Origin of the sequence: Streptomyces sp. CB02980 (genome assembly GCF_014451325.2) — a bacterium.
Taxonomy (GTDB): domain Bacteria; phylum Actinomycetota; class Actinomycetes; order Streptomycetales; family Streptomycetaceae; genus Streptomyces.
In genome coordinates, this window is sequence record NZ_JACSCH020000001.1 from 490,980 (window position 1) to 506,531 (window position 15,552).

Here is a 15,552-nt window from a genome sequence, read left to right on the forward strand (position 1 = left end):
CTGCGCCGCCGAACCGCCGGTCTCAGCTGTACGTGGGTCATCTGCGTACGAACCTCCGTCTTCGTGGTGTACGGGGAGCAGCGCACAGCTTCGTGCCGGAGCGGGCCCCGTTCCCGCGGGCCGTGCCGGACTACGCCCACCGGCCCCCGGGAACCACCCCCGCGAGGGAGCGCACGGGGGTGGTTCCCGGGCGCGATCCCTGTGCCGGACGGTCGTGCCTGACCGTCGTCCCTGATCGCCGCGCCGGACCGTCGTGCCGGACCGTCGCCGGGGTGCTCCACCTCGACGGGCGTGCCGTGGTTGCTCCCGATTCGGCCATGCGGTGGCCGGAAATGATCCCCTGATGTGGCGTCAGGGATGGTTCAGGGTGAAGCCGGGGGTGGTCCCTGGCGAACCGGGCGAGGCGGTCGGGCAGACTCGAAGAAGTTGATCATCACCTTCCCGGGGGAGTCCCCATGCGTCGTTCCTCGTCCCTGCCGTTCCACCTGTCGCTGGCCCTCGCCGCCACGATGACGATCGGTGCCGCCGCCCCCGCGCTCGCCGCGACCGGGGACGGCGGGCCCGGCCCCGCTCCGGGCCACGCCTCCCCCGGCCTGGACCGGGGCGCCCTGCGCGAGGCGATCACCGTGCGCCCGGAGGACGGGACCGCCGGTGTCCTGGCGCAGGTGCACAGGAACGGAGAGACCTGGCGGGGCGCCTCGGGCGACGTCGTGACCGGGCAGCGGCTCAGCCGTGACGCCCGCTTCCGGATCGGCAGCATCAGCAAGCCCATGGAGGCCGTGATCCTGCTCCAGCTCTCCGCCGAGGGCCGCGTCGCCCTGGACCGGAGTGTTCAGGACTACCTTCCCGGGCTGCTGCCGGAGAACCTGTTCAAGGAGCCGGTCACCGTACGGCAGCTGCTCGACCACACGAGCGGCCTGCCCCAGGAGTTCGAGGGTGCCCCGGCGTCCACATCCCCGGACGAGGACATCGAACGCCGCCTCGACTACGTCACCTTCGACGAGGTGATCCGGCAGACGCTGCGCCCGGAGGGCAGGCCGGCTCCCGGCCCGCGTTTCAGCCCCGGCACGCGGCAGGAGTACAACTCCTTCGGCTACCGCGTCGCCGGGAAGCTCATCGAGGAGATCACCGGGCACTCGTTCCAGCACGAGGTGACGGCCCGCATCCTCGAACCGCTGAGGATGCGGGAGACGCGGGCCACCGTGCCCGGCCGCAGTACGCCCGTGCCCCGCCCCTACCTGCCCGGCTACGAGGCGGCGAGCGACGGCCGGCTGGTCGACGTCAACGTGCAGGGCGGACTGCCCGCGAGCATGACCTCCACCACCGCCGACCTGGACCGCTTCATCAGGGGCCTGTTCGACGGCCGACTGCTGCGACCGGCCCAGACCGCCGAGCTGTTCGCACTGCCGAAGGGCCCCGACGGCAAGCCCCTGCCCTACGTCGGCGGCTCCAACTGCAACACCGGGCCCGCCAAGGGCACGGCCTGCTTCAGCGTCGCCCTGATGTACACGCCGCTGCCGGACGGCTCGGTCCTGTGGGGCAAGACGGGATCCGACATGGGATACCGGAGCGGTGTCTTCGCCACCCGTGACCTGAACCTGCGCGCCGTCTACGCGACGGGCACCTCGGGCCCGTCCGGGAACGGCGCCCCGGCGGTCGCCCAGCGTCTCGTCGGCGCCCTGTTCGCGCGCTGACGGTCAGGGTCCCCAGCAGCGGGGGGCGCTCGGACACCGCGTACCCTCACATCCGAAACGGGCACCGGCCTCGCCGGGTGCAGGACAAGCAGGGCGAGCACGGCCGGCAGGGCGAGCAGGGATCGGAACATGACTCAGGTGCGGGGGCAGGGGACGGAGCCCGGTGGGGGCGAGCGGGATCGGGACCGGGCGGCGACGGTTCGCGTCTTCATCGCCCTCGCCCCGCCCGACGAGGCGAAGGACGAGCTGGAGCGCGAGCTCCGCCCCGCGTACGACGCGTACCCCCGGATGCGGTGGAACCGCATCGAGGACTGGCACATCACCCTGGCGTTCCTCGGCGAGCTGCCGGTCGAGACCGTGCCCCTGCTCCGGCCGCCGCTCGGGGACCTCGCGGCATCGCGCGGGCCGGTGGAACTGGCGCTGCGGGGCGGCGGGCACTTCGACGAGCGGGTGTTGTGGAGCGGGATCGACGGAGACGTCGAGGGACTGCACCGGCTCGCCGCCGACGTGCGCGGTGTGGTCAAGGAGTGCGGCATCCCCTTCGAGGACCGGCCGCTGCGGCCCCATCTGACGCTGGCCCGCGCCCGCCGCGACGACCAGTCGAGCGTGGTGGACGTGGCCGACGGTCTTGCCGGCTTCACCGGTCGCCCCTGGCGGGCCGAACGGCTCCACCTGGTGGCCAGCGACTTCGGCCGGGGCCCGGGGCCGATCCGGTACCGCGACATCGAGGCCTGGACGTTCGGCGGGCGCTGATCCCGCCCTGGTGGTGCGGCAACCCTGGTGGTGCGCCACCACGGTCGGCGCAGCACCCCTGTCTCCCTGATGCTGCATCGACTGTCTCCCTGATGCTGCATCGCCTGATTCCCTGATGCTGCATCGCCCCGGTGCCCGTGGCTGCGAGGATGCCCGGCATGGAGACGACACTGAACGGCTCGCGCGCCTCGGCCGCGGTCGGTGATTCGGGTTGGCGCTATCTGCTGGGCGGCCTCCGCACGGCCGTCCCGGTCGGGTCGATGGCGCAGGCGGCCGACGTCGCGGCGCTGGCGGTCGCCGCGTGCGGTGACGACGCCGACCGGCACCTGGCCCTCGACATCCGGCCCGGGCGGATCCTTCTGACCCTGCAGTCCGCCGAGCACGCGGGCGTCACCACCCTGGACGTCGAGCTCGCGCACCGGGTGTCCACGGCAGTCGGCGGGCTGGGGCTGCGCACCGAACCCGAGATCGCGACGGGGGCACCGCGGTCGCTCCAGCTCCTGGAGATCGCGATCGACGCGCTCGACATCGCCGCGATCCGGCCGTTCTGGAAGGCGCTCCTCGGGTACGCGGACGAGCAGGGCCACGACGGACCCGCCGACGCGCTCATCGATCCCCTCTGGCAGGGCCCGGCGGTGTGGTTCCAGCAGATGGACGTTCCGCGCCCGCAGCGCAATCGCATCCACTTCGACCTCTGCGTGCCGCACGACGAGGCGCTGCGGAGGATCGACGCCGCGCTGACGGCGGGGGGCCGTCTCGTGTCCGAGGATCGGGCCCCGGCCTTCTGGGTCCTGGCCGACCCCGAGGGCAACGAGGCCTGTGTCACGACGTGGCAGGGACGGGACGGCTGACAGCGGCGCGGCTGCCTGCGGGCCCGCCGCAGCGGCCACCCGGTGCCCGAGGTCCGTGCCCGCCGCCGCGGCCACCCGGTGCCGGAGGTCCGCGCCCGTCCCCGGGACCCCCGTGCCCGTCGAAACCGGCCGGGGGTGCCTGTGCGTGTTTCCCTGTGCAGTGATCGCTCCGGAAAGGGAATCACCTTGTCCATCACAGGTTTCAGCCCGTCCCGTCGCAGTGTCCTCGGCCTCGGTGCCGGTGCCGCGCTCGCCGTCGCGTTACCGCTCGGCGGGACGGCGTACGCCTCCGCGCCCGGCGGGGAGGACCTCGTCGCACGGCTTCGGGAGCTGGAGGAGCGGCACTCCGCACGGCTCGGGGTGTTCGCCCACGACGTGCGGACCGGGCGGTCCGTCGCGTACCGCGCCGACGAGCGCTTCCCGATGTGCTCGGTCTTCAAGACCTTCGCCGTCGCGGCCGTGCTGCGCGACCTCGACCACGACGGCTCCTTCCTCGCACGGCGCATCCGGTACACGACGGCGGACGTCCGGCGGTCCGGCTGGTCCCCGAAGACGGATCTGCCCGAGAACCTCGCGCACGGGATGACCGTCGCCGAGCTGTGCGACGCCACGCTGCGCTTCAGCGACAACACCGCCGCCAATCTGCTCCTCCGCGAGCTGGGCGGCCCGACCGCCGTCACCCGGTTCGCCCGGTCGATCGGCGACCGTACGACCCGGCTCGACCGCTGGGAGCCCGAGCTGAACTCGGCGGAGCCGTGGCGGGAGACCGACACCTCGACGCCCCGCGCCGTCGGGCGGAGCTATGGACGACTCGTCCTGGGCGACGCGCTCCCGCGCAAGGACCGGGAGCGGCTCACGGCGTGGATGCTCGCCAACACGACCAGCGGTGAGCGGTTCCGCAAGGGGCTGCCCGCCGACTGGATCCTCGCCGACAAGACCGGCGGCGGTCGCTACGGCGGAAACAACGACGCGGGCGTCACCTGGCCGCCGGACGGCGGCCCGATCGTGCTCACCGTGCTGACCACGCGTTTCGTGGAGGACGCGGCGCCCGTCGATCCGCTGGTGGCCGACGCGGCCGCGCTGGTCGCGGCGGAACTCCGCTGATCAGAAAAAGAGCTCGCGATAAATCGCTTGAGCGTCGCCGCGGGCTTTCCTAGGCTGTGGTCACACGCTGAAAGGAGGTGATCCGAGAACATGGTTTCTTTTCGGATTCGTGAGGTGACTGCGGGCTAACGGCCTGCCGTCGCACTCTGTGCACCTCGGCAGGTCATCTGCCGAAAACCACGCAGTCACCCGACCCGTGGGCCGCCGGTAATCCGGCCGGCTCCCGTCCGAACTCGAGCGGACGGGACCAAGGCCCACGGGTCGTCTGCGTTCCCGGCCCCCTGCACCGCCCCTGCACCCCCTGGCGCCAGCCTGCACCCGTTGCTGTGAGCCGGATCACAGGGAACCTTCGGGCGGTACCGCTCCTCCTCGGGGTGTCGGCGCACTGCGGCGCCGGCCTCGGAACGGAGGGGAACCCCATGGCGGTCATCGACATCGAGCGGCCTCGCACGATCATCGGCGGACGCGGCGTCGCCGCGCTGCTCGCCGTCCTCGCGCTCGTGCACCTCTACTGGGCCACCGGCCTGACCTGGCCCGCCGCCGACGAGCCGGCCCTGTCGCTCGCCGTCCTCGGCAGCGTCGTCTCCTTCGGGCCGGCCGTGGTCCTGCCGCTCGCGGCCCTTGAGGGGTGCGCGGCGTTCGCCGTCGCGCTCCACGCGCGCGGTGGTGGCCGCCGACGCGGAATTCCGCGCCTGGTCACGGCAGCCGTCGCCGCCGGGATACTGCTCCGCGGGGCTGTCGGGCTGGTCTGGATCGTCGTCGGCAAGGACGGCTCGGGAGCGGCGTTCCCCTGGCTGAACGCGCTGGTGTACACCCCCCTGTGCCTGGTCTTCGGAGGGGCGGCCCTGCGTGCCGCCCGCTGACCCCGTCCACGCCGTCGAGCCCGTCCACACTGCCGAGCCCGTCGACCCCGTCGACCCCGCCGTCCGGGGCGTCGTGCTGGTCCGGGCCGCCCGGCGCGGCGACACACTGGCCCTGCACGACCTGCTCGATCACCTCACCCCGTACATCTCCCGGATCTGCCGTCCCATCGCGCTGGACGACGGACCGGACGCCACGCAGGAGGCCCTGATGGCGGTCTTCACCTCTCTGCGTTCGCTGCGGGAACCGGAGGCGCTCTACGGGTGGGTGCGGGCGATCTCCGTACGGGAGGCGGTGCGGGTGGCGAAGCGGGCGGGGCGGGCGCGGCCGGCCGAGCTGGCCGACGTACCGGAGCGGGGAGATCCACAACTGGCCGCCGACATCGACGACGTCCTGGCACGGCTGTCGCCCGCGCACCGGGCCGTCCTCGTGCTGCGGGACGTCGAGGGGATGGACGAGGAGTCCGCGGCGGCGCTCCTCGGCGTACCGACCGGCACGGCGAAGTCCCGGCTGCACCGGGCCCGGCAGAGTTTCCGAAAGGCGTGGTCCGCGTGAACGAGAGCGACGCGAGCAACGAGAGCCGTGGTGGCGACGCGAGCGAGGGGGGCAGGGGTGGCCTGCTGCTCGACGACGTACGGCGGATGCACGTCATGGTCGCGGGTGTCCGGGGGGCCCGGCTCGTCGAGCGGGTGCTCCCCGCGCCGCTCCCCCGGGTCTGGCAGGTGATGAGTGATCTGGAGGGCGGCTTCGGGGAGTTCCAGCCCGACATGCGGTCGGTCCGGATCCTGCGGCGCGACGGTGACCGGGTGGAGGCCCTGGCCCGCAGCCGCTACGGGCTGCGGGCGCACTTCCACGGCGTGCTGCGGCCGGGCTGGTGCTGGCTGCAGAGCCGGTTCCTGGTGATCGGGATGGCGGCCGTGGAGGCCGAGGACGAGAGCGGGCACACGCGGGTCGCGCTCACCGGTGGCGTACGGGTTCCCGGCCGCGCGGCGCTGGTGCCGTTCGGCGCGCGGCGCGAGCTGGAGGAGGCGATGACGCGGCTGGCCGCGCGGGTCAGGTGATGCGCCTGGTTCCGGCGGCCCGCCCTGTCAGGCCAGACTCAGCGCGCCCGTCCTGCGGGCGCGTGCCTCGCCCACCCGCAGGATCAGCGCGGCGGCCACGAGGAGCAGGGCGCTCAGTGCTCCGAGGCCGAGCAGGGTCGGGGCGAGTTCGCCTGCGGTGCGGTGTTCGAGCAGGGCGCCGCGGACGGCGAGCAGGCTGCCGGTGAGCGGGAAGACCGCGCCGACGACCTGGACCGCGGCCGGGAGTGCGAAGTGCGGGAGGCGGACGCCCGAGACGAACCAGAGGGGCTCGTCGAGGATCGTGTACAGGAAGGCCGAGTCCCGGGAGAAGACCAGGAGGCTGTTGAGGAACGCTCCCCACGCCACCGCCGGGATCAACAGGGCCAGGAGAACGATCCCGTACATCCACCAGGCCGACACCGACAGCGTGCCGAAGCCGGTCAGGGCGGCGACGGTGAAGCAGGTGAGCAGCCAGGCGTTCTGGAGGAGCGCGCCGGCGCCGTTGGCGATCATCAGGGTGAGCCGGCCGGCCGGGGAGAGGAAGAGCAGTTCGAGGGTGCCGGTGGTCCGCTCGAAGGAGAGGTGCCAGGCGCTCTGGACGAGGGAGAAGAAGAAGGCGTACGCGAGGGTGCCGGTGGCCAGGAAGGCGAGCAGGCGCTCGGGGTCGGCGGCGAGGGGCCAGTTCTCGGCAGCCCGCGAGGCCGTGGCGACGGGGCGCAGGGTGTAGTAGGTGGTGGCCAGTTGGAGGACGGGCCAGACGAGCATGGAGAAGACGACGAGCGGCTGGCCGAAGAGCCTGCGGTGCTGCTTGAGCGTCTCCGCGGCGAAGACCCGCAGGGCGTGACGGAGAGGGTTCACGAGGTGCCGCCCTTGGCTCCGGCGGCCGCGGCCTCCGAGAGGACGGTCTCGGCATCGGGCCGGACGGTCTCGGCATCGGGCCGGACGGTCTCGGCATCGGGCCGGACGGTCTCGGCGCCGGCCCGGACGGTCTCGGCGCCGGGCGGAACGACCGCGGCGTCCGGCCGCACGACCGCGGCGCCGGACCGGATGGTCGCGGCATCGGGCCGACCGGTCCCCGGGCCCGCGAGGCCCGCCTCGCCCCGCTCCGCGAGGGTCAGGATCGCGTCCTCCAGGCTCGCCTCGGCGATCTCCAGGCCGCCGATGGAGCCGCCCGCCTCGAACACCGCCGCTGCCAGCGGTCCCGCCATGTCCCCGGGGTGGCGCAGGGTGATCACCTCTCCCCCGTCGGAGAGGGTTTCGCGGGTGGCCCCGAAGGCGTCCGCGACGGCCCGGGTGCGCTCCGTCGGGTCGGTGACGGTCAGACGGACGGTCCGGTGGCTGCCGGTCGCGGCCTTCAGCTCGGCCGGGCTGCCCTGGGCGAGGTGGCGGCCGGCGGAGATCACGTACACATGGCCGCAGAGCTCCTCGACCTCGGCCAGGTAGTGCGAGGTCAGCAGCACCCCGGTGCCGTCGTGCGCCGCGAGGTCGGCGACGACCCGGCGCAGGTCGCGGGCGATGGGAGCGTCGAGGCCGAGGGTCGGCTCGTCGAGGAGCAGGTAGTCCGGACGGTTGATGAGGCCGCGGGCGATGGCGAGCCGCTGGGTCATGCCGCGCGAGTACCGCTCGACCATGGTGTCGGCGGCGTCGGACAGACCGACGAGATCGAGGAGTTCGCCGGTCCTGCGGCGCAGCTCGGCCTTCGGGACGTCGTAGAGCTGGCCGAAGTACCAGAGGTTCTCGCGGCCCGTCATGCGGGTGTAGACCATGCGTTCGCCGCCGGCGATGAGGTTGATGCGACGGCGTACGGCGCGGGCGTCGGCGACCGCGTCCAGGCCGTCGACGCGGACGGTGCCGGCGCTGGGCCGCAGGAGCGTGGCGAGGATCTTGATGGTGGTGGTCTTCCCGGCGCCGTTGAGGCCGAGGAGCCCGGTGACGCGGCCGCGGGGGATGTCGAGGTCGAGGCCGTCGACGGCGCGCTTGAGGGTGCGGGGGCCGAGAATCCCCTTCTCCCGGACGGGAAAGTCCTTGCGCAGGCCGCGGACTTCGATCGCCGTGGTCATGGTCGTGGTCATCAGTACGTCCTTTCGACCGCACGGGCCTCGGCCCGCGGCAGGTAGGCCAGTCCCAGGAAGAGGTAGGCGCAGGTGAGGGCGGCGCAGACGGCGAGCCTCGGGAGGAGTTCGGGGAGGGTCTGGCCGCCGGTGAAGCTGCCGTGCAGGACGTCCATGGCCGAGGTGGTGGGGAGGAGTTCGGCGAACCAGCGGGCCGGCTCCGGCAGGTAGTCGCGCGGGAAGGTGAAGCCGCCGACCAGGCCGAGCACGATGAAGACGGTGTTCTGCGAGATGTGTGCCTCGCCTGCCGCGATCATCAGTCCGCCGAGGCCGACCGAGAGCGCGAAGACGGCCGCGATCAGCGCGAGGACGCCGAGCAGCGCGCCGGGCACGGAGGAGACCGGCACGGTGATGCCGAGGACGGCGACGACCAGGCCGAGGGTCAGGAACTCGAGAACGCTGCTGAGCACCGCGAAGCCGGTGAAGCCCAGCAGGTACGGGAGGCGGCCGGCGGGGGCGATGAGCAGGGCGCCGAGGGTGCCCTGCCGCTGTTCGGTGATGAGGGCCTTCGCGGACCAGAGGATCAGCCGGACGGCGAAGTGGAAGGCGGTGGTGCCGACGACCATGTAGGCGAGGTAGTCGGTGGTGCCGCTGCCCGCGGCGAAGTCGTCGCCGACGGCACCGCCGCCGATGACGTGGAAACCGAGGTAGGCGAGCGCGATGGTGAGCGCGGCGGGCAGGACGGTGCCGACGGCGTACGTCCATGGGTAGGCGCGGCGGGTCATCTGCCAGGTGCGCCAGGCGGTTGCCCAGGCTGTGGGCATGAAAAGGATCCCTCCCCCGAAGAACAGTGGAATCGAGCGAGTTCCTATTGGGAACTTATAATGAGTTTCTATCGGGAACTCACTCGATGGCGCAAGATGGATCACTGACGGACCGCATCCGGACCGGACGGGCCGGGACTGGACCGACCGGCCCGGGCGGGCCGGGACTGGACCGGTGACCCGAACGAGGAGGACACGTCATGGCGCGAACCGTTCCCGACCGCGACGCCGCCTGCGCCATCGCCCAGGCCGCGGCCGTCGTCGGCGACTGGTGGAGCCTGCTCCTCGTCCGCGAGACGGCGCGGGGGCGGCACCGCTTCGACGAGCTCCAGCGCGAGCTGGACATCTCCCGCAAGGTGCTCACCGAGCGGCTCAACCACCTCGTCGACAGCGGGGTGCTCGACAAGGTCCCGTACCAGGAGGGACCGGTCCGGTTCGAGTACCGGCTGAGCGACGCCGGGCGCGCGCTGCTGCCCGTCCTGGTCTCGATGCAGGACTGGGCCGACCGCTGGCTGCTCGGCGACGGCTCGCTCACCGCCTCCGCCGACGAGCGGAGCGCCGAGGCGCACCGCGTCCACGACCTGCCCGGCACCCGGCTGCCCCGGCTCACGCTGCCCGCGCACACGGGCGGCGCGCTCGACCCGGTCGACGCAGGAGCGGGTGCCACCGTCCTGTTCTGCTTCCCGGCGACCGCCCGGCCCGCCCCGCTGCCGGACGACTGGACGGACATCCCCGGCGCGGCGGGGTGCACGCTGGAGAACCGGCTGTTCCGGGAGGAGTACGAGAGGTTCGCGGCGGCAGGCGTCTCGGTGCGCGGCATCAGCACCCAACGCCCGGACGAGCAGCGGACGTTCGCGGTGGCCGAGGAGATCCCCTTCCCGCTCCTCTCCGACATGGACAACGGGCTCTCGGCGGCGCTCCGCCTCCCGACGTTCCGCGCGGGCCAGGCCCTCCGGCTGAAGCGCGCGATCCTGGTCGTGGACCGCGAACGGACCGTTCGGCACGTGCAGTTCCCCGTCGTGGACATCCCCGCGGCCGTGGAGACGGCGTGGCGCGAGGGGGCGTCGGTCGCCGAGGGGTGATCGGGCCGCCACCACGCCACACGGCCGCACTGGTAGGGAAGTTGGGTGTCAGCACCCATGCCGGGGTGACGGTGCGGCTGGAAAGCTGGGAGCGGCTCCGCCGACGCGGGCCGGAACAGCATCAGGACTCGGCCCAGGACCGGGTCGGCACCCACGACCAGACCCAGGACCGGGTCGGCACCCGGACGAGAGGCGACCATGACCGCCGTACCGCGTCAGGTCACTCGTCGGGAGACCGGCACGGGCACCCGGCCCGCCGGGCCGTCCTCGCCGCAGGACGGGCACATGGTCGTGTGCGGGGACGACGCCCTCGCGCACCGAATCGCCGGTGAACTGGCCGAGGTGTACCGGCAGGACGTCGTCCTCGTCGCGCCCACCGGGGGCGGACCGGACACCGACGAGCCGCGCGTGCGCGTCCAGCAGGCCGACCGGATACCGCCAGACGAGCCGACCCTCGTGGAGGCGGGTGTACGCCGGGCCCAGGCACTGGCGCTGCTGTACGAGGACGACGAGGTCAACATGCGGGCCGCGTTCCTGGCCCGCCGGCTCAATCCGCACATTCGCCTGGTCCTCCGGATGTACAACCGCAACCTCGGCAGACGGATGGCCGAGCTCCTCGACCAGGCCCGAGGCCAGGCCCGAGGCCAGGTCGAGGACCGGACGACGGCCGACGACGGGCCCGGCCACGGGAACGGGCAGAGGCACAGGGACGGGCACGGGCACGACGCCACCACGATCGTCCTGTCCGACGCGGACACCGCCGCGCCGGCGCTCGCCGCCACGGCCGTCACCGGAACACGCAAGATCGTCCAGGCCGACGGCCTGCTGCTGCGCGCCGCCGAGCGGATCCCCACCGAGCAGAGCCCCGCCGCAGCGCAGGCCGCCGAGGCCGAGGACGCGGCCGACGTCGCGGCCGACCCCGGCCTCGTCACCCTCGCCCTGCTGTCGTCGACGACGCGCGACCCGGCGGGCGCGGACGGGTCCGACCGCAGCGGGCGGCTCGCGCCCCGGCTGCTGCCCGACGACGCCGAGGTACGGGCGGCGGCCGGGCACGGCACCGTCGTCCTGGAGGCCGTCACCCACGAACCGGTCCTCCCCCGGCGCCGGGAGAGCCGGGGCGCCTCGCCGCGCGAGCTCCTGTCTCCCCGGGTGCGCTGGGCTCTCGCCGGTGTCTGCGCGGCGGTCGTGGCGCTCGCCGTCACGTCCTCGGTGACCACCGGGGACCACCTGCTGCACGCCGCGTACCTCACGCTGCTCGACCTGTTCGCGATCGGCGACCCCGCCGTCGGTGAACCCACCGCCCGCCAGGTCCTCCAGATCCTCGCCGGTCTGCTCGGCCTCGTCCTGCTGCCGCTGCTGATCGCGGGATCCCTCGAAGCTCTCGGCGCGTACCGCAGCGCCGCCGCCCTCCGGCGCCCGCCGCGCGGCCTCGCCGGCCATGTGGTCCTCCTGGGCCTGGGGCGCATCGGTACCCGCGTCCTGGTCCAGCTCCACGAACTCGGCGTGCCCGTGGTCTGCGTGGAGGACGACCCCGAGGCGCGGGGCGTCGCCCTTGCCCGCACCCTGCGCGTGCCGGTCGTCCTGGGCGACGTCACGCAGGAGGGGGTCCTGGAGGCGGCGAAGATCCAGCGGGCCCGCGCCCTGCTCGCCCTCACCAGTGCCGACACCACCAACCTGGAAGCCGCGCTGTACGCGCGGACACTCCACCCGGACCTGCTCGTGGCCCTGCGCCTGTACGACGACGACTTCGCGTCCACCGTCTACCGCACGCTGCGCGCGGCCCATCCCGACGCGCTCACCCGCAGCCGCAGCGTGTCGACGCTCGCCGCGCCCGCCTTCGCCACGGCGATGATGGGCCGCCAGATCCTCGGGGCGATCGCCGTCGAACGCCGGGTGCTCGTGTTCGCGGCACTCGACATCGCGGGCCAGCCCCAGCTGGAGGGCCGAACGGTCGCGGAGGCCTTCCGCCCGGGTGCGTGGCGCGTCCTCGCCCTTGACACGAGTGCCCCGGATCCGACGGAGCCGTCGGACCTCCGGGACCCCCAGGACGGTCCGGAACCGAGGACGCGAACGTCCGCCGCCGACGAACCGCCCGGGCTGCTCTGGGACCTCCACCCCGGCTACGTGCTCCACCCCGGCGACCGCGTCGTCGTCGCCGCCACCCGCGCGGGCCTCGCCGAACTGCTCGGCCAGGCGGAAGCACCGGCGACGGGACGAACGCCCGCCGGGGCGCCGCCGTCACCTCCGGGTGACTGAACGACACGGACAATCCGGCCGCCCGCTCGCCCACCCATGTGCTCGCCCGCTCCCCCGCTCGCCCTGAGCGAACGGAACACGCAACCTTGGCTGGAATCTTGCCCTTTAGGCCCTCGTCATGATCATATTCAGGCCTTTCTTGTGATCATTACCTGGGGGTAGAAATGACCAGAGGCATGGACCGTCGTTCCGTCATACGCGGCGTGGCGACAGCGGGAGTCGGAGTCGCCGCCGGCGCTCTGACCATGGGTGGCGGTACCGCGTACGCGGCCGGCTCCGGGGGCGACCCGTACAGCGTCGATGTCATCAGCAAGGGTGCGGACCCGACCGGCGCCACCCCGAGCGACGCAGCCTTCCGTGCCGCCGCGGCCGAGGTGCTCGCCTCGTTCCAGCCCGGTCCGATCTCCGGGGCCATCCCGAAGAAGGTCCTGGTCGTCCCGCCCGGCACCTATCTCCTGACCCAGCCGGACTCGCTCCTGCCGAACGTCAACGGCGAGGGCAACGGCGGGATCGTCGACGGGGTGTCGATCACCGGCTACGGCAAGCGGCTTTCGCGGATCGTGTACTCGCCGGCGGCCGACGACACCACGCTCTGGACGAACTACCAGCGCTACAAGAACATCCGCATCTCGGGCCTGACGTTCACCAGCACCAACGCCACGTCGAGCTTCAACTACGCCTACTCGTCGGCCGACTACGGCGTCCAGGACACCTGGTACAGCGACGTGGAGTGGCGCGGCAGCTGGAAGCGGGGCATCGGCCTGGACGGCCCGGCCACCACGTCCAACCTGAACAGCGAGATGGGCTGGGACCACTGCCAGGTCGGCGGCTCCTACTCCGACGCGTTCCTCGTCATGGGGATGACGACGGCCGCGACCCAGCAGGACCAGTTCCTCAACTACTGGTTCCGCGACTGCAAGGTGGAGTACCAGTCCGGGGTGTTCGTGAAGAACAACCGCGGCGGTTCGATGAACTTCATCGGCGGCTCGTACATCCTCACCGACGCCGCGTCGACCGGCACGTTCTTCAAGCTCACCCCCGACGCCACCACCCGCGCCGACTCCGTCATGCGGCTGTACGCGCAGGGCATCCGCTTCGAGCTGCGCGGCGTCGGCCACAAGGTCATCGACTCCCAATGGTACAAGGGCAACATCACCTTCGAGTCCTGTGACGACACCGCCCTGAGCTTCAAGTCCTGGGCGCCGAACGCCGTCACGCACGTCTACGACTTCAACGCCAACGGTGCCCGTGGCCCGATGGTGCGGTACGTGGACTGCGGCCTGATGGGCTCGCACCAGGTGTCGACCGGGGCCACCCCGACCACCTACGGCAAGGTCCTGTACGACGGTTGCCGGTTCATCGACATGTCGGCGGCGACCGGGACGACCGGTTTCCTCCGCTGGACCGGGGCCGTCGCGCCCCGTTACGAGATGCGCGACTGCCTCATCGGTGCGAGCTACCTGGCGGACGTGAAGAACCCCGCCTGATCGCCTGCCGCAGCAGCCGGGCGCGGGCCGCGACACACTGTCGCGGCCCGCGCCGCGGTTCATCGCGCGTACACCTGGACTTCGGGCCTCCGGTCGGGCGGAGGCCGCCGGGCCGACACGGAAGGGCACCACGCTCACGCAGGACGTACAAGCCCCCCTCCTGAGGAGACTTGCGTGACTCGCCCCAGTACCGCCCGGTCGCTCGTGCTCGCCGTCACCACGGCGCTCGCCGCGGCCGCCCTCGCCGTGCCCGCTCGGGCCGACACCGACGCCGGTGCCCAGGCGCAGGCTCAGGCCCGCCACCGTGGTCCCGCCCGCTCGCTGCCGGCCGTGACCCCCCGCGCGGAGACGCCGGTGCTGCACGACGACGACGCGGGCGGCAACGCCGACGCGGACGACCCCGCCATCTGGCGCAACGCCGCCGCTCCCGGCCGCAGCCTTGTCATCGCCACTGCCAAGGAGGGCGGGCTCCGCGTCTACGACCTGGACGCGCGCCCGGTGCAGTCGATAGCCGCGCCTCCGGCGGACGGACCGGACGACGCCCCCGGCCGGTTCAACAACGTGGACCTCGTCCAGGGCCTGCGGCTCTCCTCGGGACGGGCCGACCTCGCCGTCACCAGCGACCGCGGCCACGACCGGCTGCGGTTCTACCGCATCGACCGCGACCGCGCCGGCGGCCCGCTGACCGATGTCACCGATCCCGCCGCCCCGGCAGTCTTCTCGCGGGACCAGGCCGAGATCAACGACCAGCGGACCGCGTACGGTCTGGCGACCTGGACGGACCCGGCGTCCGGGAAGTCCTTCGCGCTCGTCAGCCGCCGCGAGCGGACCAGCATCGCCCTGCTCGAACTGCTCCCGGCCGGCGGCGACAAGGTCACGTACCGCACGATCCGCACCCTGGACCTGCCGGCCACGTTCCGGCTGCCGAACGGCACCTCGTGGGCCCCGTGCGGCGAGCCCGGCGAGCTGCCGCAGGTCGAGGGCATGGTCGTCGACCCCGCCAACGGCACCCTGTACGCCGGCCAGGAGGACATCGGCATCTGGCGGCTGCGCGCCGACCTCACCGGCACGCCGAAGCTGCTCGACAAGGTCCGCGAGTACGGCGTCCCCGGCGTCTACGACGAGGAGACCGAGGAGTGCACGCCGGGCGCCGACCCGGGCTTTGGCGGGACCAGGATCTCTTCGGACGTCGAGGGCCTGACGCTGGTCACCGAGTCCGACGGCGACGGATACCTGCTCGCCTCCAGCCAGGGCGACAACACCTTCGCCGCCTACGACCGGGAGCTCGCGGACCACAACGAGTACGAGGGCGGATTCCGGGTCGCGTCCGCGAGCGGCGCCCTCGACGGTTCCGAGGAGTGCGACGGCGCCGCCGCCCTGAACGCTCCCCTGGGTTCGAAGTACCCGAACGGCCTCCTCGTCGTGCAGGACGGCCACGACGCCCCCGGCGACGGTGACCGCCCCGCGACCAACTTCAAGTTCGTCGACCTCGGCCCCGTCCTGGACGCCCTCGACGACTGATCCGCCC

The 15,552-nt window shown here is 72.8% G+C and carries 14 protein-coding genes; 11 read left to right on the top strand and 3 right to left on the bottom strand.

Annotated features, from left to right (window positions below; all coding sequences use genetic code 11):
* Positions 1 to 455 precede the first annotated feature (455 nt).
* The 7 genes from E0F75_RS02330 to E0F75_RS02360 all read left to right on the top strand — a co-directional run bounded on the left by E0F75_RS02330 (position 456) and on the right by E0F75_RS02360 (position 6,324).
* Complete coding sequence (locus tag E0F75_RS02330) at positions 456 to 1,694, top strand: serine hydrolase (RefSeq protein ID WP_187620714.1); 1,239 nt, start codon at positions 456 to 458, stop codon at positions 1,692 to 1,694.
* Positions 1,695 to 1,823: 129 nt separating this feature from the next.
* Positions 1,824 to 2,447 (top strand): RNA 2',3'-cyclic phosphodiesterase, encoded by a 624-nt coding sequence (gene thpR, locus E0F75_RS02335; RefSeq protein WP_187620715.1) that lies wholly within the window; start codon positions 1,824 to 1,826, stop codon positions 2,445 to 2,447.
* A gap of 158 nt (positions 2,448 to 2,605) precedes the next feature.
* The gene (locus tag E0F75_RS02340) at positions 2,606 to 3,298 is read left to right on the top strand and encodes a VOC family protein (RefSeq protein ID WP_187620716.1); all 693 of its coding nucleotides are present in this window, start codon (positions 2,606 to 2,608) and stop codon (positions 3,296 to 3,298) included.
* A 192-nt stretch (positions 3,299 to 3,490) separates the two neighbouring features.
* The gene (gene bla, locus E0F75_RS02345; RefSeq protein ID WP_374115362.1) at positions 3,491 to 4,402 is read left to right on the top strand and encodes a class A beta-lactamase; all 912 of its coding nucleotides are present in this window, start codon (positions 3,491 to 3,493) and stop codon (positions 4,400 to 4,402) included.
* Between the two features lie 419 nt (positions 4,403 to 4,821).
* Complete coding sequence (locus tag E0F75_RS02350; protein WP_187620718.1) at positions 4,822 to 5,265, top strand: DUF3995 domain-containing protein; 444 nt, start codon at positions 4,822 to 4,824, stop codon at positions 5,263 to 5,265.
* A gap of 73 nt (positions 5,266 to 5,338) precedes the next feature.
* Positions 5,339 to 5,818 (top strand): RNA polymerase sigma factor, encoded by a 480-nt coding sequence (locus tag E0F75_RS02355; protein WP_187621013.1) that lies wholly within the window; start codon positions 5,339 to 5,341, stop codon positions 5,816 to 5,818.
* Positions 5,815 to 6,324 (top strand): SRPBCC family protein, encoded by a 510-nt coding sequence (locus tag E0F75_RS02360; protein WP_229312438.1) that lies wholly within the window; start codon positions 5,815 to 5,817, stop codon positions 6,322 to 6,324. Before E0F75_RS02355 ends, E0F75_RS02360 begins: the two co-directional genes overlap by 4 nt.
* Before the next feature lie 27 nt (positions 6,325 to 6,351).
* Here E0F75_RS02360 and E0F75_RS02365 read toward each other — a convergent pair whose 3' ends face one another.
* From E0F75_RS02365 to E0F75_RS02375, 3 genes are read right to left on the bottom strand one after another with little or no spacing between them, the layout of a single operon-like run.
* Positions 6,352 to 7,182: an ABC transporter permease gene (locus tag E0F75_RS02365; RefSeq protein WP_187620719.1), complete on the bottom strand. Its 831-nt coding sequence runs from the start codon at positions 7,180 to 7,182 to the stop codon at positions 6,352 to 6,354.
* Complete coding sequence (locus E0F75_RS02370) at positions 7,179 to 8,396, bottom strand: ABC transporter ATP-binding protein (protein ID WP_229312439.1); 1,218 nt, start codon at positions 8,394 to 8,396, stop codon at positions 7,179 to 7,181. The genes E0F75_RS02365 and E0F75_RS02370 overlap by 4 nt, the downstream gene beginning before the upstream one ends.
* Positions 8,396 to 9,199, bottom strand: coding sequence for an ABC transporter permease (locus tag E0F75_RS02375; protein ID WP_187620720.1), 804 nt, complete (start codon positions 9,197 to 9,199; stop codon positions 8,396 to 8,398). The genes E0F75_RS02370 and E0F75_RS02375 overlap by 1 nt, the downstream gene beginning before the upstream one ends.
* A 200-nt stretch (positions 9,200 to 9,399) precedes the next feature.
* Between E0F75_RS02375 and E0F75_RS02380 the strand changes: the two genes are divergently transcribed.
* The 4 genes from E0F75_RS02380 to E0F75_RS02395 all read left to right on the top strand — a co-directional run bounded on the left by E0F75_RS02380 (position 9,400) and on the right by E0F75_RS02395 (position 15,545).
* Positions 9,400 to 10,281 (top strand): winged helix-turn-helix transcriptional regulator, encoded by an 882-nt coding sequence (locus E0F75_RS02380; protein WP_187620721.1) that lies wholly within the window; start codon positions 9,400 to 9,402, stop codon positions 10,279 to 10,281.
* 285 nt (positions 10,282 to 10,566) lie between these two features.
* On the top strand, positions 10,567 to 12,537 hold the full coding sequence (locus E0F75_RS02385; protein WP_187621016.1) for an NAD(P)-binding protein: 1,971 nt from the start codon (positions 10,567 to 10,569) through the stop codon (positions 12,535 to 12,537).
* 176 nt (positions 12,538 to 12,713) lie between these two features.
* Positions 12,714 to 14,024 (top strand): hypothetical protein, encoded by a 1,311-nt coding sequence (locus tag E0F75_RS02390; protein WP_229312440.1) that lies wholly within the window; start codon positions 12,714 to 12,716, stop codon positions 14,022 to 14,024.
* A 174-nt stretch (positions 14,025 to 14,198) separates the two neighbouring features.
* Positions 14,199 to 15,545, top strand: coding sequence for a phytase (locus tag E0F75_RS02395; protein WP_187620723.1), 1,347 nt, complete (start codon positions 14,199 to 14,201; stop codon positions 15,543 to 15,545).
* Positions 15,546 to 15,552: the final 7 nt, after the last annotated feature.